General features: G+C 69.0%; 17 protein-coding genes. 8 read left to right on the top strand and 9 right to left on the bottom strand.

The window, feature by feature from the left end:
- Positions 1–204 precede the first annotated feature (204 nt).
- From Sp245p_RS09230 to gcl, 4 genes are all read right to left on the bottom strand, one after another.
- A complete protein-coding gene (locus Sp245p_RS09230) occupies positions 205–1,467 on the bottom strand; it encodes a glycerate kinase type-2 family protein (RefSeq protein WP_014240286.1) in 1,263 nt (420 codons plus the stop codon).
- Between the two features lie 258 nt (positions 1,468–1,725).
- Positions 1,726–2,634 (bottom strand): 2-hydroxy-3-oxopropionate reductase, encoded by a 909-nt coding sequence (glxR, locus tag Sp245p_RS09225; protein WP_014240287.1) that lies wholly within the window; start codon positions 2,632–2,634, stop codon positions 1,726–1,728.
- Positions 2,635–2,713: 79 nt separating this feature from the next.
- A complete protein-coding gene (gene hyi / locus Sp245p_RS09220; RefSeq protein ID WP_014240288.1) occupies positions 2,714–3,511 on the bottom strand; it encodes a hydroxypyruvate isomerase in 798 nt (265 codons plus the stop codon).
- Positions 3,512–3,766: 255 nt separating this feature from the next.
- Positions 3,767–5,536 carry a glyoxylate carboligase gene (gene gcl / locus Sp245p_RS09215; RefSeq protein WP_014240289.1) on the bottom strand — a complete coding sequence of 590 codons (1,770 nt, stop codon included), beginning with the start codon at positions 5,534–5,536 and terminating at the stop codon, positions 3,767–3,769.
- A 195-nt stretch (positions 5,537–5,731) separates the two neighbouring features.
- Here gcl and Sp245p_RS09210 point away from each other — a divergent pair, with 195 nt between their 5' ends.
- Entirely contained in the window at positions 5,732–6,355 is a 624-nt protein-coding gene (locus Sp245p_RS09210) for a thiamine phosphate synthase (RefSeq protein ID WP_014240291.1), read from the top strand.
- Positions 6,356–6,525: 170 nt separating this feature from the next.
- The gene (locus tag Sp245p_RS09205; protein ID WP_014240292.1) at positions 6,526–7,215 is read left to right on the top strand and encodes a GntR family transcriptional regulator; all 690 of its coding nucleotides are present in this window, start codon (positions 6,526–6,528) and stop codon (positions 7,213–7,215) included.
- A gap of 43 nt (positions 7,216–7,258) precedes the next feature.
- Here Sp245p_RS09205 and pyk read toward each other — a convergent pair whose 3' ends face one another.
- Positions 7,259–8,731, bottom strand: a complete 1,473-nt coding sequence (gene pyk / locus Sp245p_RS09200) for a pyruvate kinase (RefSeq protein WP_109138471.1) — start codon at positions 8,729–8,731, stop codon at positions 7,259–7,261.
- 194 nt (positions 8,732–8,925) lie between these two features.
- Between pyk and Sp245p_RS09195 the strand changes: the two genes are divergently transcribed.
- Together Sp245p_RS09195 and Sp245p_RS09190 are read left to right on the top strand one after the other, a co-directional pair.
- The gene (locus Sp245p_RS09195; RefSeq protein WP_014240293.1) at positions 8,926–9,678 is read left to right on the top strand and encodes an NUDIX hydrolase; all 753 of its coding nucleotides are present in this window, start codon (positions 8,926–8,928) and stop codon (positions 9,676–9,678) included.
- A 247-nt stretch (positions 9,679–9,925) separates the two neighbouring features.
- On the top strand, positions 9,926–11,659 hold the full coding sequence (locus Sp245p_RS09190) for a PEP/pyruvate-binding domain-containing protein (RefSeq protein ID WP_014240294.1): 1,734 nt from the start codon (positions 9,926–9,928) through the stop codon (positions 11,657–11,659).
- Between the two features lie 87 nt (positions 11,660–11,746).
- On the opposite strand, the gene Sp245p_RS09185 is transcribed toward Sp245p_RS09190, so the two are convergent.
- Positions 11,747–12,196, bottom strand: a complete 450-nt coding sequence (locus Sp245p_RS09185) for a CBS domain-containing protein (protein WP_014240295.1) — start codon at positions 12,194–12,196, stop codon at positions 11,747–11,749.
- Positions 12,197–12,540: 344 nt separating this feature from the next.
- On the opposite strand from Sp245p_RS09185, the gene Sp245p_RS09180 reads away from it, so the two are divergent.
- Entirely contained in the window at positions 12,541–13,290 is a 750-nt protein-coding gene (locus Sp245p_RS09180) for a sulfite exporter TauE/SafE family protein (protein WP_014240297.1), read from the top strand.
- Positions 13,291–13,312: 22 nt separating this feature from the next.
- On the opposite strand, the gene Sp245p_RS09175 is transcribed toward Sp245p_RS09180, so the two are convergent.
- A complete protein-coding gene (locus tag Sp245p_RS09175; RefSeq protein WP_244439279.1) occupies positions 13,313–13,861 on the bottom strand; it encodes a gamma carbonic anhydrase family protein in 549 nt (182 codons plus the stop codon).
- Positions 13,862–14,001: 140 nt separating this feature from the next.
- On the opposite strand from Sp245p_RS09175, the gene Sp245p_RS09170 reads away from it, so the two are divergent.
- Positions 14,002–14,232 carry an FmdB family zinc ribbon protein gene (locus Sp245p_RS09170; RefSeq protein WP_014240299.1) on the top strand — a complete coding sequence of 77 codons (231 nt, stop codon included), beginning with the start codon at positions 14,002–14,004 and terminating at the stop codon, positions 14,230–14,232.
- 23 nt (positions 14,233–14,255) lie between these two features.
- Here the strand turns inward: Sp245p_RS09170 and Sp245p_RS09165 are convergent, their stop codons facing one another.
- Positions 14,256–15,797, bottom strand: a complete 1,542-nt coding sequence (locus Sp245p_RS09165) for a sigma-54-dependent transcriptional regulator (RefSeq protein ID WP_109138470.1) — start codon at positions 15,795–15,797, stop codon at positions 14,256–14,258.
- Between the two features lie 233 nt (positions 15,798–16,030).
- Between Sp245p_RS09165 and Sp245p_RS09160 the strand changes: the two genes are divergently transcribed.
- Positions 16,031–17,380: a D-amino acid dehydrogenase gene (locus Sp245p_RS09160; RefSeq protein ID WP_109138469.1), complete on the top strand. Its 1,350-nt coding sequence runs from the start codon at positions 16,031–16,033 to the stop codon at positions 17,378–17,380.
- Positions 17,381–17,417: 37 nt separating this feature from the next.
- Here the strand turns inward: Sp245p_RS09160 and Sp245p_RS09155 are convergent, their stop codons facing one another.
- A complete protein-coding gene (locus Sp245p_RS09155) occupies positions 17,418–18,182 on the bottom strand; it encodes a PRC-barrel domain-containing protein (protein WP_014240301.1) in 765 nt (254 codons plus the stop codon).
- 129 nt (positions 18,183–18,311) lie between these two features.
- On the opposite strand from Sp245p_RS09155, the gene Sp245p_RS09150 reads away from it, so the two are divergent.
- Positions 18,312–18,884: a type 1 glutamine amidotransferase domain-containing protein gene (locus tag Sp245p_RS09150; RefSeq protein ID WP_014240302.1), complete on the top strand. Its 573-nt coding sequence runs from the start codon at positions 18,312–18,314 to the stop codon at positions 18,882–18,884.
- Positions 18,885–18,889: the final 5 nt, after the last annotated feature.

Genomic DNA, 18,889 nt, shown 5'->3' with positions numbered 1-18,889 from the left:
GGGTGCGTTCGGTGCCCGACCGCTTCGCTTTATCCTTCGAACGGGGCGGCCCGGCTGCATGCTGTTGGCATGCCAGACGCCATATTCGTGATGCCTTGACGGTGAGTGTGGCGGATAATCCGTGGAGTCATCAACAAATTTTCGTGAGCGGGCGCCGCTCTGGCCGTAAGTGATATATCAAATCGGCCGGCGGCGCCCCACCGCTTACACGACCAGAACCGCGCGAAAGTCGTTGACGTTGGTCAGGGTCGGCCCGGTCACCAGCAGGTCGCCGAGCGCGCTGAAGAAGCTGTAGCCGTCGTTGTCGGCCAGCCGTTCCTTGGCGTTGACGCCGGCCTCGGCGGCGCGGGCCAGCGTGTCGGGGGAGAGCAGGGCGCCGGCGTTGTCCTCCGTCCCGTCGATGCCGTCGGTGTCGGCGGCCAGGGCATGCACGCCCTTCATCCCGTCCAGCGCCACGGTCAGCGCCAGCAGGAACTCGGCGTTGCGCCCGCCGCGGCCCTTGCCGCGCACGGTCACCGTGGTCTCGCCGCCGGACAGCAGGACGCAGGGCTTGGCCGCCGGCTGGTCGTGCTCGACGATCTGGCGGGCGATGCCGGCATGGACGAGCGCCACCTCGCGCGACTCACCCTCCAGCGCGTTGCCGAGGATGACCGGAGTGACGCCGGCCTTGCGGGCGACCTCTGCCGCGCGCTCCAGCGCCATCTGCGGGGTGGCGACGAGGATCGTGCTGACGCGCTCCAACCGCGGGTCGCCGGGCTTCGGGCTCTCGTCGCGCCCGGCCAGCAGATGGTCCATGACCGGCTGCGGCGGGCTGATCCCGTATTTCTCCAGCACGGCCAGCGCGTCGGCGTAGCTGGTCGGGTCGGGGACGGTGGGGCCGGAGGCGATCACCGACAGATCGTCGCCCGGCACGTCGGAGATGACCAGCGAGACCACCCGCGCCTTGGTCGCCGCGGCCAGTCGCCCGCCCTTGATGGCGGACAGGTGCTTGCGCACGCAGTTCATCTCGGTGATGTTCGCGCCGGAGCGGAGCAGCGCCTTGGACACCGCCTGCTTGTCGGCCATGGAGATGCCGGGCGCGGGCAGGGCGAGCAGGGCGGAGCCGCCGCCGGAGATCAGGCAGAGCATCAGGTCGTCGGGGCCGAGCGAGGCGGCGATGTCGAGGATGCGCTTTGCCGCCTGCTGGCCGGCCTCGTCGGGGACGGGGTGCGACGCCTCGACCACCTCGATCCGCTCGCAGGGCACGTTGTGGCCGTAGCGGGTGACGACCAGACCGGACAGCGGACCCTTCCAGTGATCCTCAACCGCCTTCGCCATGGAGGCCGCGGCCTTGCCGGCACCGACGACGACCGTGCGGCCCTTCGGCGGTTCCGGAAGATGCGGCGGCACGCACAGCGCCGGCTGCGCCGAAGCGACGGCGGCGCGGAACATGTCGGTCAGGAGCGCGCGGGGATCGGTGGTCGTCATGGTTCGGTTCTGTCCCTTCCCTGAGCCGCGCCGTTCGTCGGCGCCGGTCCTCATGTGCTGGGAATGCTAACGAATTTGGCGCAGGGGGCAATGGGGAGGGCGTTTATCCCTCTCACATCATGAGAGAGGGTGCCCGCGAAGCGGGCGGGTGAGGGCCGTACGAGGATCAGTCTCGTGTTCTTGGCGGCACCCTCACCCTCCCATGCGGCGCATGGCCCCCTCCCTCTCCCGGGGCGGGAGAGGGAGAAGGAAACAACCTCACTCCGCGGGTTCGGTCACGCGGTGGTTCTGGCCGATCTCGTGGTTGGCGAGCAGCTCCAGCGCGCGGACCATGCCGGAGTGGTCCCACGCCTTGCCGCCCTGGGCGGCGCAGGCGTTGAACAGCTCCTGGCAGGTCGCCGTGTTGGGCAGCGACACACCGAGCGCGCGGGCGCCGGACAGGGCGAGGTTCAGGTCCTTCTGGTGCAGCTCGATTCGGAAGCCCGGATCGAAGGTGCGCTTCACCATGCGCTCGCCGTGCACCTCCAGAATGCGCGAGGAGGCGAAGCCGCCCATCAGGGCCTGACGGACCTTCGCCGGGTCGGCGCCGGCCTTGGACGCGAACAGCAGGGCCTCGCCCACCGCCTCGATGGTCAGGGCGACGACGATCTGATTGGCGACCTTCGTCGTCTGGCCGTCGCCGTTGCCGCCGACCAGCGTGATGTTCTTGCCCATCTTCTCGAACAGCGGCTTCACCGTCTCGAAGGCCTTGTCCGGACCGCCGACCATGATGGTCAGCGAGGCGGCCTTGGCGCCGACCTCGCCGCCGGACACCGGGGCGTCGAGGTAGTCGCAGCCCAGTTCGTTGATGCGCTGGGCGAAGGCCTTGGTCTCGATCGGGGAGATCGAGGACATGTCGACGACGATCTTGCCGGCGGACAGCCCCTCGGCGACGCCGTTCGGGCCGAACAGGGCGGCCTGCACATGGGGGGTGTCGGGGACCATCGTGAAGACGATGTCGGCCTTCTGCGCCACCTCGCGGCTGGAACCGCAGGCCGTGGCGCCCTTGGCGAGCAGGTCTTCCGGAGCCGGGTTGATGTCGTAGACGAACAGGGTGTGGCCGGCGTCGGCCAGATGACCGGCCATGGGGCGGCCCATGATGCCGAGACCGATGAATCCAACGTTCATGGCTGTGTCCTCAAATCTTCTGTGTTCGGGCGGTCGAAATGGGGTGGGCGATCAGGTGGCGGCCATTAGGCGGCGGCCCTCAGGCGGCTACGGTCTCGCCGGGGGTGGCGGCGCGCATCCAGCCCAGCCCTTCGCTGGTCCCCTTGGCCGGCTTGTACTCGCAGCCGACCCAGCCGTCGTAGCCGATCCGGTCGAGCGCCGCGAAGACGAAGGGGTAGTTGATCTCGCCGGTGCCCGGCTCGTTGCGGCCAGGGTTGTCGGCGATCTGGACATGCGCGATCTTCGGCAGCAGGCGCTGGATGGTCGGGACGAGGTCGCCCTCCATGATCTGCATGTGATAGACGTCGTACTGGATGAAGAGGTTGTCGGAGCCGACGGCCTCGAGAATCCGTTCCGCCTGCGTGGTGTTGGTCAGGTAGAAGCCCGGAATGTCGCGGGTGTTGATCGGCTCGATCAGGAAACGGATGCCGGCCTGCTTCAGCGCCTTGGCGGCGAAGGACAGGTTGTCGACGAAGGTGCGCTCCAGCGCATCCGCCGCCACACCCGCCGGGGCCTTGCCGGCGAGGCAGTTGATCTGCTTGCAGCCCAGCGCCGTGGCGTATTCGATGGCGCGGCCCACCCCGTCCTGGAACTCGCCCACACGGTCCGGCAGGACGGCGATGCCGCGCTCGCCCGCGTCCCAGTCGCCCGCCGGCAGGTTGTGCAGGACCTGGGTCAGCCGGTTGGCGGCCAGCTGCTCGACCAGCGCGTCCTTCTCGAAGGCGTAGGGGAACAGATACTCGACGCCGGTGAAGCCGTCCTTCGCCGCCGCGGCGAAGCGGTCGAGGAAGGGCAGTTCGTTGTAGAGCATCGTCAGGTTGGCGGCGAACTTGGGCATGTCTCTCTCCCGGATGGTCGTTTCGGGCCGGATGTTCGTTACAGGCTTGGCCGTTTGGCTCAGGATCGGAGGGTGATGGCGGAGGCGTCAACGCGACAGCCGCCTTTTTTCACCCTGCGGAACTGTGGATCTGGCGGAGCCGCTTGCCCCCACCCTGACCCTCCCCCGCTTCGCAGGGGAGGGAATTTGGCCCTCCCCTGCGAAGCGGGGGAGGGAGGGGACCCACGAAGTGGGAAGGGTGGGGCAACCGCCCGATCAGACCCGCACCAGCTCCGGCTCGTCCGCGGGCACGTCCAGCACGTCCTCGAACTCGGTGATGTTGTTGATCTCCGTGCCCATGGCGATGTTGGTGACGCGCTCCAGGATGACCTCGACGACCACCGGGACCTGGAACTCGTCCATCCACTGCTGCGCCTGCGCGAAGGCGGATTGCAGGTTGTCCGGGTCGGTGACGCGGATGGCCTTGCAGCCCAGACCCTCGGCCACCGCGACGTGGTCCACGCCGTAGACGCCGATCTCCGGGGCGTTGATGTTCTCGAAGGAGAGCTGGACTTGGAAGTCCATCTGGAAGGCGCGCTGCGCCTGCCGGATCAGCCCGAGGTAGCTGTTGTTCACCAGGACGTGGATGTAGGGCAGCTTGAACTGGGCGCCCACCGCCAGCTCCTCAATCAGGAACTGGAAGTCGTAGTCGCCGGACAGCGCGACGATCTTGCGCTTCGGATCGGCCACCCGCACGCCGAGCGCCGCCGGCAGGGTCCAGCCGAGCGGGCCGGCCTGACCGCAATTGATCCAATGGCGCGGCTTGTAGACGTGCAGGAACTGCGCGCCGGCGATCTGCGACAGGCCGATGGTCGAGACGTAGCAGACGTCCTCGCCGAAGGCGCTGTTCATCTCCTGATAGACGCGCTGCGGCTTGATCGGCACGTTGGCGAAGTCGGACCGGCGCAGCATGGAGCGCTTGCGGACTTGGCAGGTCTTCACCCACTCCGACCAGTCGCGCAGCTTGCCGGCGGCCTTCCACTCCTTCGCCACCTCGATGAAGAGGTCGAGCGCCGCCCCGGCGTCGGACACGATGCCCAGGTCCGGCGCGAAGACGCGGCCGATCTGGGTCGGCTCGATGTCCACATGCACGAACTTGCGGCCCTTGGTGTAGACGTCGACCGATCCGGTGTGGCGGTTGGCCCAGCGGTTGCCGATGCCCAGCACGAAGTCGGACGCCAGCATGGCGGCGTTGCCGTAGCGGTGGGCGGTCTGCAAACCGACCATGCCGGCCATCAGCGGGTGATCGTCCGGAATGGCGCCCCAGGCCATCAGGGTCGGGATGACCGGCAGGCCGGCGATCTCGGCGAACTCGACCAGACGGTCGCTGGCGTCGGCGTTGATGATGCCGCCGCCGGCCACCAGCAGCGGACGCTCTGCCGCGTTCAGCATGGCCAGCGCCTTTTCCACCTGGGCTCGGGTCGCCGCCGGCTTGTAGGTGGGCAGCGGCTCGTAGGCGTCGGGATCGAACTCGATCTCGGCCATCTGCACGTCGATCGGCAGGTCGAGCAGCACCGGGCCGGGCCGGCCGGAGCGCATCAGGTGGAAGGCTTGCTGGAAGGCGTAGGGGACCTGCCCCGGCTCCAGCACGGTGACCGCCCACTTGGCGACCGGCTTGGCGATGGACGGGATGTCCACGGCCTGGAAATCCTCCTTGTGCAGGCGGGCGCGCGGCGCCTGGCCGGTGATGCACAGGATCGGAATGGAGTCGGCGGAGGCCGAATAGAGGCCCGTGATCATATCGGTGCCGGCGGGGCCGGAGGTGCCGATGCAGACGCCGATGTTGCCGGCCTTGGCGCGCGTGTAGCCCTCGGCCATATGCGACGCGCCCTCGACATGGCGCGCAAGAACGTGGCCGATGCGGCCGTTGCGTTGCAGCGCCGCGTAGAACGGATTGATGGCCGCTCCGGGGACGCCAAAGCAAACGGACACGCCTTCCTTTTCCAGGACATGCACCGCCGCTTCAATCGCCATCATCCTAGCCATGGCTTGGTCTCCTCCCTCGCGTAACGGGTCGCTGTTGCGTTGGATTGAGCTTTCATCAGCGGGGCGGCTATTGGCAAAGTGTTGGCGAATCCTTTCCGCGTGATGGAAATCGCGCCGAACGGGGCAGTCCTTCACGGCGCGGCGGACAATTATGCTGCACTTGCACAGTCCCGATGGCGCTGTCATCGTGGTTGCATGATGGCGATCCCGAGTCCCCGCCTCCTGGCGATTACGGACCGGCGGCAGGCGGCGCAGCCCCTGCCGGATCTGGCGGCGCGCCTGTTCGCCGGCGGGCTGCGTTGGCTGTCGCTGCGCGAAAAGGATCTGGACGAGTCGCGGCAGATCGCCCTGGCGCATGCGCTGGTGGAGCGGGCGCGGCCCTGGGGGGCGGTGGTCACGCTGCACGGCGATCCGGATCTGGCGCTGGCCGCCGGTACGGATGGTGTGCATCTGCCGGAGGGGGCCGATGTGGCGGCCGCACGGCGGCGGCTCGGCCCCGGCGCCTTGGTCGGGCTCTCGACCCATGACGCGGAGGGGATTCGGCGGGCCGTGGCGGGCGGGGCGGATTACGTCACGCTGTCGCCCGTCTTTCCGTCGCCGAGCAAGCCGGGCTACGGCCCGCCGATCGGGACGGAGGCGCTGAGACGCTTGGCCGCGGAGGCTCCGCTGCCCATCATCGCGCTTGGCGGCGTGGAGTCGGGCACTGTTGGAGACTGTCTGGCCGCGGGAGCCGCCGGAGTGGCGGTCATGGGCACGGCGATGCGGACACCGGACCGCCTGCCCGATCTGCTCAAGGCATTGAAAGGCGGACAACCGTAAGGACGAGGGGCGGGCGGAGCCACCCTATCTTTATCGTAATCCTGGACTTTTCAGCCCGAAATGTGCATCTGGTATCTCATATACGAAAACGATGCGATGCCTTTCGCACGACCGGGCCGGCGCACAGTGGGGTGCTTCCGGACGGCCAGCATTGAGGAACGGTGCCGACCATGAACCCTCCGCCGATCAACGTCCAGCCGCTCGACACCGGAACGACCTTCCGCAGCCAAGCGTACCATGCGTTGAAGCAAGCCATCTCGCAAATGGACATCTACGACCATAACGACGAGATCCGGCTTGAGGAGCGGCAGCTCAGCGAGTTGCTGGGCGTCAGCCGGACGCCGATCCGCGAGGCGCTGACCCTGCTGGAGCAGGAGGGGTTCATCCGCCTCCAGCCGCGCCGGGGCATCTTCGTCATCCGTAAGACCAAGGCCGAGATCGTCGAGATGATCCAGGTCTGGGCGGCGCTGGAGAGCATGGCCGGTCGGATGGTCGCGACGCAGGCCACTGACGAGGACATCCGCACCCTGTGGGACCTGTTCCGCAACTTCGAGATGCGGAACCCCAAGGAGCATGTCAACGAATACTCCGACGCCAACATCGCCTTCCACAAGAGCATCATCCGGCTCAGCGGCTCCAAGCTGATCCAGGAGATGACCGACAACCTGTTCATCCACATCCGCGCGATCCGCAAGCTGACCATCGGTCAGGACAACCGGGCGGAGCGGTCGATCAACGACCACAAGGAAATCATCAAGGCGCTGGAACGCCGCGACGTCGATCAGGCCGAACACCTGATCCGCGACCACACGCTGGGTCTGGCGGCGCACGTCGAGAAGCATTGCGATTTCCTGGAGTGAAGGTGCCCCGCCCCCGATGAGGGGGAAGGGCACCGATACAGGGTCAGGCCGGCACGTGGGTCTTGACCGCGGCGGTTTCGGAAGCGCTGTTCAGACCGTTCGCGGCGATCGTGACCACGCGCAGGCTGTTGGTGGTGCCGGGCGTTCCGAAGGGGACACCCGCCGTCACGATCAGGGACTGGCCGGGGGCGCCGATGCCCTCCTGCGCGGCGACGAGGCTCGCCCGCTCGACCATCTCCGCGAAATTCGCCACGTCGGCGGTCCAGACCGGATGCACGCCCCAGGCCAGCGACAGCAGGCGGGCAGTCCCGCGTTCGGCGCTGAGGCCGAGGATCGGCACGGTCGGCCGCTCGCGCGAGGCGCGCCGCGCGGTCGAGCCGGTGCTGGTGAAGGTGGCGATGCCGGCGGCCGAGATGGTCTCGGCGATCTGGCGCGCCGCGGCGGACAGGGCATCCGGGGTGGTCGCCTCCGGGCTCGGATGCTCGGAGTCCATGATGCGGCGGTAGAGCGGATCGCGCTCGACCCGGCGGATGATGCGGTCCATCATCGCCACGGCCTCCACCGGATGCTTGCCCGATGCCGATTCCGCCGACAGCATCACGGCGTCCGACCCGTCATAGACGGCGGTCGCCACGTCCGACGCCTCGGCGCGCGTCGGCGTCGGCTCAGTGATCATGGATTCCAGCATCTGCGTGGCGACGATCACCGGCTTGCCGGCGGCGCGGCTCAGGCGGATCATCCGCTTCTGCAGGCCGGGCACGTCCTCGGGCGGCAGTTCCACGCCGAGGTCGCCGCGGGCCACCATCACCGCGTCCGACAGGGCGATGATCTCCTCCAGCCGGGGCAGGGCGGCGGGCTTCTCCACCTTGGTCATGATGTGGGCGCGGTCGCCGATCAGGGCGCGCGCCTCCAGGATGTCCTCGGGCCGTTGCACGAAGCTGAGGCCGATCCAGTCCACGCCCAGCGTCAGGCCGAACTGCAGGTCGCTGCGGTCCTTCTCCGACAGGGCGCTGAGGGCCAGCGTGGTGCCGGGGACGTTCATGCCCTTGCGGTCGGACAGGGTGCCGCCGACCATGACCTCGGTCTCCGCGTGGTCCGGCCCGCAGCTCAGCACGCGCAGGCGCATGCGCCCGTCGTTCAGCAGAAGCTCGTGCCCCGGCTCCAGGCTGGCGAAGATCTCCGGATGCGGGACGCAGACGCGGCTGCGGTCGCCGGGGGTCGGGTCGAGGTCGAGGCGGAAGCGGTCGCCGCCGGCCAGGATCACCGCCACCTCCTTGAAGGTGCCGACGCGCAGCTTCGGACCCTGAAGATCGAGAAGCACGCCGATGGGGCGCCCGACCGTCTCCTCGACCGCGCGGATCTGGCGGTAGCGTTCGGCGTGGTCGCGCTGCGTGCCGTGGCTGGCGTTCAGGCGGAAGACATCCACGCCGGCCTCGGCGAGGGCGAAAATCTGGCTGTAGGTCGAGCTGGCCGGCCCCAGAGTGGCGACGATCTTGGTGCTGCGGTTGCGCTGCATGGCGCGGGCCTCCTGAGAGGGCGATGACTTTAGGCGGTGACTGTGCGGTGCTTGGGGTGATGCTGCGACCGGGGCGGGGCGGGGGTCAAACCGCCGCTATGGCTTTTCCACATAGCGGGAAGTCACACGGTTGGTTTGACCGGGGGTGAGCCCTGGGCAGACACTGGACGCCCGCGATCAGCCAGGACGATGCCATGAACACGCCTGTCGAGCCGCTTTCCGCCGCCGGCCTGATCCTTTTGCGCGACAGCGTGGACGGGCTGGAGGTCTTCATGATCCAGCGCCACCGCGACCTTCGCTTTGCGCCCGGCGCCACGGTGTTTCCCGGCGGGCGGCTGGACGCGGAGGACAGCGAGCTGCCCTGGCGGGAGCTGTCGTTGCCGCTGACCGATGACATGCCGCAGCGGATGGCCGCGATCCGCGAGGCGTTCGAGGAATGCGGCCTGCTGTTGACCGGTGGCACGGTGGATGCCGCCCTTCTCGACGGGCTGCGCAGCGCGTCGGGCGGGACCTTCCTGGATCGGCTGCTGGCGGCGGGGCTGGCGCCGGACGTGGCGGCTCTGGTGCCCTTCGCCCGCTGGGTCACGCCCGAGAGCGTGTGGCGGCGCTACGACACCCTGTTCTTCCTCGCCAAGGCGCCGCCGCGCCAGACCGCCGTGGTCGATGGGGTGGAGGCGGTCGCCGGGTTCTGGGGCACGCCGCGGGCGATCCTGGCCGAGGCGGAGGCGGAACGGCTGTCGCTGGTCTTCGCCACCCGCATGACCCTGCTGCGTCTGGCCGGCTGCCGCACGGTCCGCCACGCGATGGAAGAGGCCGCGCGCTTCCATCCCCTGACCCCCATCCTGCCCCGTCCCGCCGACACCCCCGAGGGGCCAGCGTTGTGCATCCCGGAAGGTCTCGGTTACCCCCTGACCCGAGTTCCGCTGGAGCAGGCGCGGCTGGGCTGAGCGCCCAGGCCGTCCGGGGTTCGCGTCGCGCATTTCTGGTGAACAATTCGCCTAAAATTCCGCTATGCGGAATTTCCCGTGCCTTTTTTCGCCGCCGAAGCGTTATCGTCGCAAATGCGACTATTTGTGCATTGCACTCAGTTCGCAAGATGGCATTATAAGGAAATAAGATATCGGTTTGACCGGAGAAATTTTCCGTTCATGTCCACAGGGTGCCTGAACACCACGCCGACGCGAGGATAGGTCCATGCTCCACCAGTCCATCATCCAAGGCTCCACCGACACCAGCGGCGCCATCGCCGTCGGTGCCGCCGTGGTTGCCGGGCACGCGGCGTTGCCAGCGGCCAAAGGACAGGTAGCCGGTGGGCAGCGGTGGGTCTACGCCTTTGGTGGCGGCGGGGCGGAAGGGCACGGCGGCATGCTGGCGGAGCTGGGCGGCAAGGGCGCCGGGCTGGCCGAGATGGCACGGCTGGGCGTGCCGGTGCCGCCTGGCTTTACCATCGTGGCGGAGGCCAGCCGCCGACACCGCGCCGGGCAGGGTGGCTTTCCCGCCGGGTTGAAGGCCCAGGTGGAGGAGGCGCTGACCCGGCTGGAAGCCGTGGCGGGCACCCGCTTCGGCGGGTCGGAGAACCCGCTGCTGGTGTCCGTGCGGTCGGGCGCACGGGCCTCGATGCCCGGCATGATGGACACGATCCTGAATCTCGGCCTGACCGACGCGACGGTGACGGGGCTGGCCGCGCGCAGCGGCGACGCGCGCTTCGCCTATGACTGCTACCGCCGGCTGATCCAAACCTACGGCACGGTGGTGCAGGGGGTGGGCGCCCACGTCTTCGATGCGGCGCTGGAGGCCTACAAGGAAGGGCGTGGGCTGACCCGTGACGCCGACCTGAACGCCGCCGACTGGCGCGCCGTGGCCGCTGCCTACCGCGAGGTGATTGAGCGCGAGGCGGGAGAGCCCTTCCCGCAGGACGCGCGCACCCAGCTCTTCGCCGCCATCGGGGCCATTTTCCGCTCCTGGAGCAACGCCCGCGCCGTGGCCTTCCGGGCGGTGCACGGCATTCCCGACGATTGGAGCACCGCGGCGACCGTGCAGGCGATGGTGTTCGGCAACCGCGGCAGCGCCTCCGGCACGGGCGTCGCCCACAGCCGCGATCCCTCCACCGGCGAGGCCGTGCTGTGCGGCGAATTCCTGGCTGACGCCCAGGGTGAGGACATCGTGTCCGGCCTGCGCACGCCGGGGCCGCTGGCCGGCGCCGACGCGTCTCTTGAGGCGGTCGCTCCCGAGGCCTTCGCCGAGCTGGGGCGCATCGCCGACCGGCTGGAGCGCCATTTCGGCGACATGCAGGAGATCGAGTTCACCGTTCAGCAGGGGCGCCTGTTCATCCTCCAGTCTCGTGCCGGCAAGCGGACGCCGGAGGCGGGAGTGCGCATCGCCACGGAAATGGCGCAGGCCGGCATCATCTCGCGGGCCGAGGCGGTGCGGCGCGCCGACCTGCCGGCGCTGGCGGACAGCCTGCGCCCCATCCCCGATCCGGACGCGCCCCGCGAGGTGATCGCCCGCGGTCTGCCGGCCTCCTCCGGCGCTGCCACGGGTGCCGCGGTCTTCACGTCGGACGAGGCGGTCCGGCTGGCGGCGGAGGGCGTGGCGGTTGTGCTGTGCCGCCCGGAAACCTCTCCCCACGACGTGCACGGCATGCAGGTGGCCTGCGCGGTGGTGACCGCCCGCGGCGGAGCGACCAGCCACGCCGCCACCGTCGCCCGCGCCATGGGGCTGCCCTGCGTCACCGGAGCGCGCATGCTGCGCGTCGATCCGGCGGCCGGCGTGATGACCGTGGGCGACCTGACCGTCCGGGCGGGTGAGATCATCACCGTGGACGGCGGGGCGGGCCATGTGATCCTGGGCAGCGTGCCGATGATCCGCCCCGAGCCGCCGGAAGCCGTGGCGCTGCTGCTGCGCTGGGCCGAGGGAGCCGACGATTGACGGTTTCGCGGCCATGAAGAAAGGCCCGCCGTCCGAGGGGACGACGGGCCTTTTGGCTGGGGCCTTTTCGCTTCCGCCGGGCCGCGGTCAGTGGGCGTAGACCGGGGATTCCTGGGCCGGCGGCTGGGTGTGGGCGACCATCTCGGTGAGCTGGAGCTTGGTGAAGTCGCGGGCGCTGACGACACCGACCAGCGTGGAGCCGTCGAGCACCGGCAGATGGCGGATATGGTGCCGGTCCATCAGTTCCAGCGCATGGATGAGGCTGTCGTCGGGCGAGCAGGTCTGCGGTGCGCGCGACATCAGCATGAAGACCGGCGTCTTCAGGACCGACGCGCCGCGCTCCAGCAGCGCGTAGACGACGTCGCGTTCCGACAGCATGCCGGCCACGGCGTTGCCCTCGGTCCGGCAGACGTCCTTGACCACCAGGGCGCTGATGTTCTCCGACCGCATCAGCCGGATCGCCTCCTCGATGGTTTCGCCGGAACGGACGGTGACGACGCGGGATTCCTTGGTCCGAAGAATGTCGGCGACTTTCATGGCGAGCCCTCCACCAGACAGCGGGTTGCGTAAGCGCGCCCTGCACGGAGACCCCCGCGGGGGACCGGAGCTTGACCGGTGGAACCGCGTCGGGCCGGTCGAAGGCCGTCGGCGGCACCTGGGCATCGGGCAGTGGCAGGCGATGGATATTTGGTATACCAAATGCCACGACACGTCAATGGCTAATATAGCAAACAATCAGTGGAATCGCATTTTGTGTGACGATGTCGCCGAACCGCGCGGCCACACCCTTGGCGCTTGCCCGCCTCCTATGGCGTTTGTCAGGGTGCCCACAACGATAGCTGGCATGCCAAATACATAGGAAAGCTGACGGTGGGGGTGCGATGCTTGCCATGGTGCTGCTGATGGTCGCGGCGTTCGCGTCGGGCGTTCTCAACGCCGTCGCCGGGGGTGGGGCCTTCATCACCTTCCCGGCGCTGCTGTTTGCCGGAGTGCCGCCGGTCAGCGCCAACGTGTCGAGCACCGTCGCCCTGTTCCCCGGCCAGATGGCCAGCGCCTGGGCCTACCGCAACGAGATCCGCGGCGTGACGGAGGTCAGCGTCACCGCCTTCTCGGTGGTCAGCCTGGTCGGCGGGGTGGTCGGGGCGATCCTTCTGCTGACCACGCCGGATCGCGCCTTTGCCGGGCTGGTGCCCTGGCTGCTGCTGTTCGCGACGGCGGTCTTCGCGGTCGGCAGCTTCATGCCGGCGCTGGCCGCCCGGCTGCGGCTGAGTGGTCGCTCCGTTCTGGTCGTGCAGTTCGTCATCGCCATCTATGGCGGCTATTTCGGCGGCGGGATCGGCTTCCTGATGCTGGCGGCGTTGACCCTGTTCGGCCTGCGCGACATCCACGCCATGAACGGGCTGCGCATCCTGCTGGCCGCGCTGATGAACGGCGCGGCTGTGGCGGCCTTCTGCCTGTCCGACGCGGTGTCCTGGCCGGAAACCGCCGTCATGGCCGTGTCGGCCATCGCCGGCGGCTATGCCGGCGCCCACGCCGCGAAGCGGGTCAGCCGCGACGTGATGAAGTGGGTGGTGGTGTCGATCGGCGTGGGGCTGACCCTGTACTTCTTCATCAGGGGCGCCGGAGCCTGAGGGCGCCCCACGCCGGCTCCGGTCAGGGCTGGCCGGGGGCGGTGCCGGGGGCGGTGATCGGGCGCAGCCCCTTGGCGTAGCTCTTCCACCGCTGCTGGTAGACGGCGGCGGGGGCGCGCATGCGCTCCACATCCTCGTCCGACAGCGTGCGCACCACCTTGCCCGGCGCGCCGAGCACCAGCGAGCGGTCGGGGATCTCCTTGCCCTCGGCGATGAAGGCGTGGGCGCCGATCAGACAATCGCGGCCGATGCGGGCGCCGTTGAGGACGGTGGCGCCGATGCCGATCAGGCTGCCGTCGCCGACGGTGCAGCCGTGCACCATCGCCAGATGTCCGATGGTCACGTTCCTGCCGATGAGCAGCGGGAAGCCGGGATCGACGTGGAGGACGGCGTTGTCCTGGACGTTGCTGCCGGCGCCGATGTGGATGCGCTCCTCCTCGGCGCGCATGACCGCGCCCCACCAGACGGACACGTCCTCCTCCAGCAGGATGTCGCCGACGACGGTGGCGTTGGGAGCTACCCAGCAGGCGGGCGACAGTTGCGGGACCTTGTCGTTGAAGGCGTAGATCACCCGTTCCTCCATTTCATATCGCTGAGCGATCCTAGCGCAGATCGCTGCGGCGGGGTGCGGTTGCTGCACTGCGCTATACCCATAAGAAAATTACGTGATAGGATGGGTGCGCCTGGTTCCCGACCCGTGTGAGGACTCCCATGCCGCTCTACTCCTATCGCTGCACCGCCTGCGACCACGACTTCGAAGCGCTGGTGCGCTCGTCGGACACGCCCGTCTGCGCCTCCTGCGGATCGGCGGCGCTGGAGCGGAAGGTGGCGCGCATCGCGCCGGACACCAAGGCCGACAAGTTCCTCAAGACCGCCCGCAGCGCCGCTGCCGCGGAGGGCCATTTCAGCAACTACAGCAAGGCGGAACGCTCGCGCATTTAGCGCTTCCGCATCCGGCGCGGCGCTCACGTCCCGTCCGGTATCCCGTATTTCCGCAGCTTGTTCGCGATCATGGTGTGCGAGGTGTGGAGGCGGGCGGCCAGTTTGCGGCTCGACGGGTAGCGCGGGTAGAGGCGGCGGAGCAGGCCGCGCTCGAACGCCGCCGCCGCCTCGTCCCAACTGGACGGCTCGGCGGGCTCGCCGCCGGTTTCGGCCTCCATGCGCGCTCCGGCCAGTTCCAAGTCGGCGGCGTCGAGATAGGCGCCGTCGCTCATCGTCACGGCGCGGAAGATGACGTTTTCCAGCTGGCGGACGTTGCCCGGCCAGGGGTTGGCGAGCAGGGCGGCGCTGGCCGCCACGGTCAGCCGGCAGGGCGGGCGGCGGGCCTGGGCGCAGGCGCGGGCGATGAAGTGCCGGGCGAGCAGAAGGATGTCGTCGCCGCGCTCGCGCAGTGCCGGGACTTGGAGCGACAGCACGTTCAGCCGGTAAAACAGGTCCTCGCGGAAGCTGTGCTCGGCGACCATGGCGTCGAGGTCGCGGTGGGTGGCGCTGACCACCCGCACGTCCACCGTCTGCTCGCGGTCGCCGCCGACGCGGCGGAAGCGCCCGTCGTTCAGGAAGCGCAGCAGCTTGGCCTGGAGGTAGGGCGACATTTCCCCGATCTCGTCGAGGAAGACGGTGCCGCCGTGCGCCAGTTCCAGCAGGCCGGGCTTGCCGCCGCGCTGCGCCCCGGTGAAGGAGCCGGGGGCGTAGCCGAACAGCTCGCTCTCGGCCAGACTCTCCGGAACGGCGGCGCAGTTCAGCGCCAGGAAGGGCTTGTCGCGGCGCGGGCTGGCGCGGTGGCAGGCGTGGGCGATCAGCTCCTTGCCGGTGCCCGTCTCGCCCAGGATCAGCAGCGGCGCGTCCACCGCCGCGACCCGCGCCGCCCGTGCCTTCAGCGAGCGGACCGGAGCGGACTCGCCGAGGATGCGGTCGAAGCCGCCCTCGTCGAAGTTCTGCAGCGCGTTCAGCCGCTCGCCCAGCCGGCTCGGCGCGAACAGGGTGACCACCCCGCCGGCAGCGCGCCCGTCCTCCACGATGGGGGTGGCGTCCAGCAGAAAGGGCTGGCCGTTCAGCGTGACCTCCTGCCCGGCGGCGAGGCGGAAGCCGTTGTCCACCAGCAGGTCGGACAGCTCGGCGTCACCGAACAGCCGCCCGAAGTCGGCGCCGGTCAGGGCGGCCTCGCTGCGCCCGGCGACCGTCGCGGCGGCGGTGTTGGCCACCACGATGCGGCACGCGCGGTCCACCGCCAGAACCGGGTCGGGCAGGGCGGCCAGCAGCGCGTCCAGATGCAGCCGTCGCCGCGTGCCGGGCAGGATGTCGATGGGGGTGACGGACTCCACCCCCGGCACGGCGCGCAGCGCGGCGTCGAGCGCGCCGAAGCCCGGCACGTCCAGTTCCGGCGCGTCGATGTGGATGTGCGGCGGGTCCACTTCCACCGCCACGACGTTTAGGCGCCGCTTGGCGAGCACGGCCAGGATCTCATGGGCGATGCCGACCCGGTCGGCGAACAGGACGTCGATGCGCATGGCTCTCCCCGATGGAGGAGGGAGTGTACCACGATGGGCGCATCCGTAAACATCTGTGTACGCCGTAACGTTTTTTGTACGGGTTGATCAATTCATTGTTCTAAGTGTGTTTATTCAGGGTCCGGGTAGCGCGTCTCGGGCAATGTGTAACGATTTTTGTACAGCTTCGTCCGGCGCCCAGCCGTCCTCCCCAATGTTTCCGCGGCTTCCGGCACTTGGCATCGCGTTTGCGAATGGGATGCGAACAAATCCGTGATCTCGGGAGCCTTCACATGCGCGTCATCGTCCTCGGCAGCGGCGTCATCGGCGTTTCCACCGCCTATTTCCTGGCGAAGGCCGGGCACGAGGTCACGGTGGTGGATCGGCAGCCCGGCCCGGCGCTGGAGACCAGCTATGCCAACGCGGGCGAGGTGTCGCCGGGCTACTCCGCTCCCTGGGCGGCGCCGGGTCTGATGGCGAAGGCGGTGAAGTGGATGCTGATGAAGCATTCCCCGCTGGTGATCCGGCCGAAGATGGACCCGGCCATGTGGTCCTGGTGCCTGAAGCTGCTGGCCAACGCCAACGAGCGTTCCTACGAGATCAACAAGGGCCGCATGGTCCGGCTGGCCGAATACAGCCGCGACTGCCTGCGCGTCCTGCGCGACGAGACCGGCATCCGTTACGACGAGCGCGCAAAGGGCACGCTCCAGGTCTTCCGCACCCAGAAGCAGGTGGACGCCGCCGCCACCGACATGGCTGTGCTGGACCGCTTCAAGGTGCCCTACAGCCTGCTGGATGTGGAGGGCTGCGCGGCGGTCGAGCCGGCGCTGCGGCTGGTCAAAGAGAAGATCGTCGGCGGCCTGCTGCTGCCCGGTGACGAGACGGGCGACTGCTTCCGCTTCACCAACGCGCTGGCCGCGATGGCGACGGAGCTGGGGGTGGAGTTCCGCTACAACACCGGAATCCGCAAGCTGGAGAGCGACGGGCGCCGGGTCACCGGCGTGGTCACCGACGCCGGCACGCTGACCGCCGACTCCTACGTCGTCGCCATGGGCAGCTACTCCCCGACGCTGGTGAAGCCGTTCGGGCTCGACCTGCCGGTCTATCCGGTGAAGGGCTACTCGCTGACGCTGCCCATCGTCGACGCGGCGGGCGCTCCGGAATCCACGGTGATGGACGAGACGCACAAGATCGCGGTGACCCGCCTGGGCGACCGCATCCGCGTCGGCGGCACGGCGGAGCTGACCGGTTTCGACCTGACGCTGCGTCCGGGACGCCGCGGTCCGCTCGACCATGTGGTGAGCGACCTCTTCCCCACGGGCGGCGACCTGTCGAAGGCGGAGTTCTGGACCGGCCTGCGCCCGAACACGCCGGACGGCACCCCCATCGTCGGGCCGACCCCGGTGCGCAACCTGTTCCTCAACACCGGCCACGGCACGCTCGGCTGGACGATGGCCGCCGGCTCGGGCCGGGTGGTCGCCGACGTGGTCGGCGGGCGCCAGACGGAGATCGACATGGACGGGCTGACGGTGGCCCGCTACGGCCGTTCCGCCGCCGCGGCCAGCCGCCCGACGGTCGGCGGCGTGGCCCGCCCGGCGGCCTGACGGGGCTATTCCCGAAGAGGCCTGTTTCTGCCGGGGCCTATTCCCGACGCGCCTGCGCACCCTGGTTCAGGCGCGCGGTGTTGAACTCCTTCATGCGCGCCGCGTCGAAGGAGCCGAGCGCCTTCACCTGATCCGGCGTCGCCTGCAATGTGACGGAGGTCAGGCCCGGCTCCAGCGCCGCCGCTTTCCAGGCGACGGCGTAGGGGCCTTCACCCTCCGGTTCGGGCGTCACCACAAGGGCCTTGAGCGCGCCGTTGCGGTCGAACACCAGATCCTCCACGGTGCCGAAGAAGCCGGCCTCCATCGCACCGCCCGCGGTGTTGGCCGGCTGGCCGATCAGGGCTGAGACGCGCCAGTCGCCGGGACGGCTGGCCGCCTGCTGCTGGCGGCGGATCATATCCAGCGTGTCGGGGCCGGTGACCGGATAGGCCAGGACGCCGTCCACCGATCCGGGCATCAACTGGTGCCAGGGCACGGTGAAGCGCGCCTCGCCGACGTCGAGCATGCCGCTCGCCTCGATCACCGCGCTTTCCAGCCGTCCGTCCGGGCCGACGACGAGATCCACCACCTGCCCAAGCTCCTCGCCGAGGAGCCCCTCGACATCCGTCCCGACGATCACGCCGGCCCGCCAGCCCTGGTAGAGGCGGGGGTAGGACGCTTCCGCGGTCCGCACCGTTTCGGCGGACTGAGAAGGTTGAGCCTGGGAAGGTTGAGCCTGGACAGGTTGAGGAACGCCCAAAGTCAGGGACGTGGCGATGGCGAACGCGGCGAGGATGCCCGCCGAAGTGCCGCTGTAACGCATGGGTCTGTGCTCCCGATTGTGACGCGCGGTCCGTCAAAGGGAACATGGGGGGTGCGTGACGGTTCCGGAGGGAACTCCCCAGAGGTACGCCGGTTGCTGAGCGGACAGGCCAACCGAGGAGGTGATTCCATGGCAGGAAAACTTGAGAAGAAGACCGTCGCGGTTCTGGCGACCGACGGCTTCGAGCAGGTCGAATTGACCGAACCGGTGAAGGCGCTGCGCAACGAAGGGGCGGATGTGCGGATCGTGGCGCCTCAGGGCGGGCAGATCCAGGGCTGGAACCATCACGACAAGGCCGACCGGGTGGATGTGGACGTCACGCTCGATCAGGCGGACCCCGGCAGCTTCGACGCGCTGGTTCTGCCGGGCGGCGTCATCAACCCCGACGCGCTGCGGCTGGAGCCCAAGGCCATCGATTTCGTGCGCAGCTTCGTCCAGTCGGGCAAGCCCATCGCCGCGATTTGTCACGGCCCCTGGACGCTGATCGATGCGGGTGGCGCCAAGGGCAAGCGCATGACCTCATGGCCGTCGCTGAAGGCCGATCTTGGCAACGCCGGGGCGAATTGGGAGGACAGCGAGGTGGTCACCGATCAGGGGCTGGTGACTTCGCGCAAGCCGGACGATCTGCCGGCCTTCTGCCGCAAGATGGTGGAGGAGTTCGCCGAAGGCCGCCACGGCACCCACCGCCACGCGGCGGAATGATCGTG

This window comes from Azospirillum baldaniorum, from assembly GCF_003119195.2.
In the GTDB taxonomy this organism is placed as follows: domain Bacteria; phylum Pseudomonadota; class Alphaproteobacteria; order Azospirillales; family Azospirillaceae; genus Azospirillum; species Azospirillum baldaniorum.
This window is presented reverse-complemented; position numbering and strand designations above follow the sequence as displayed.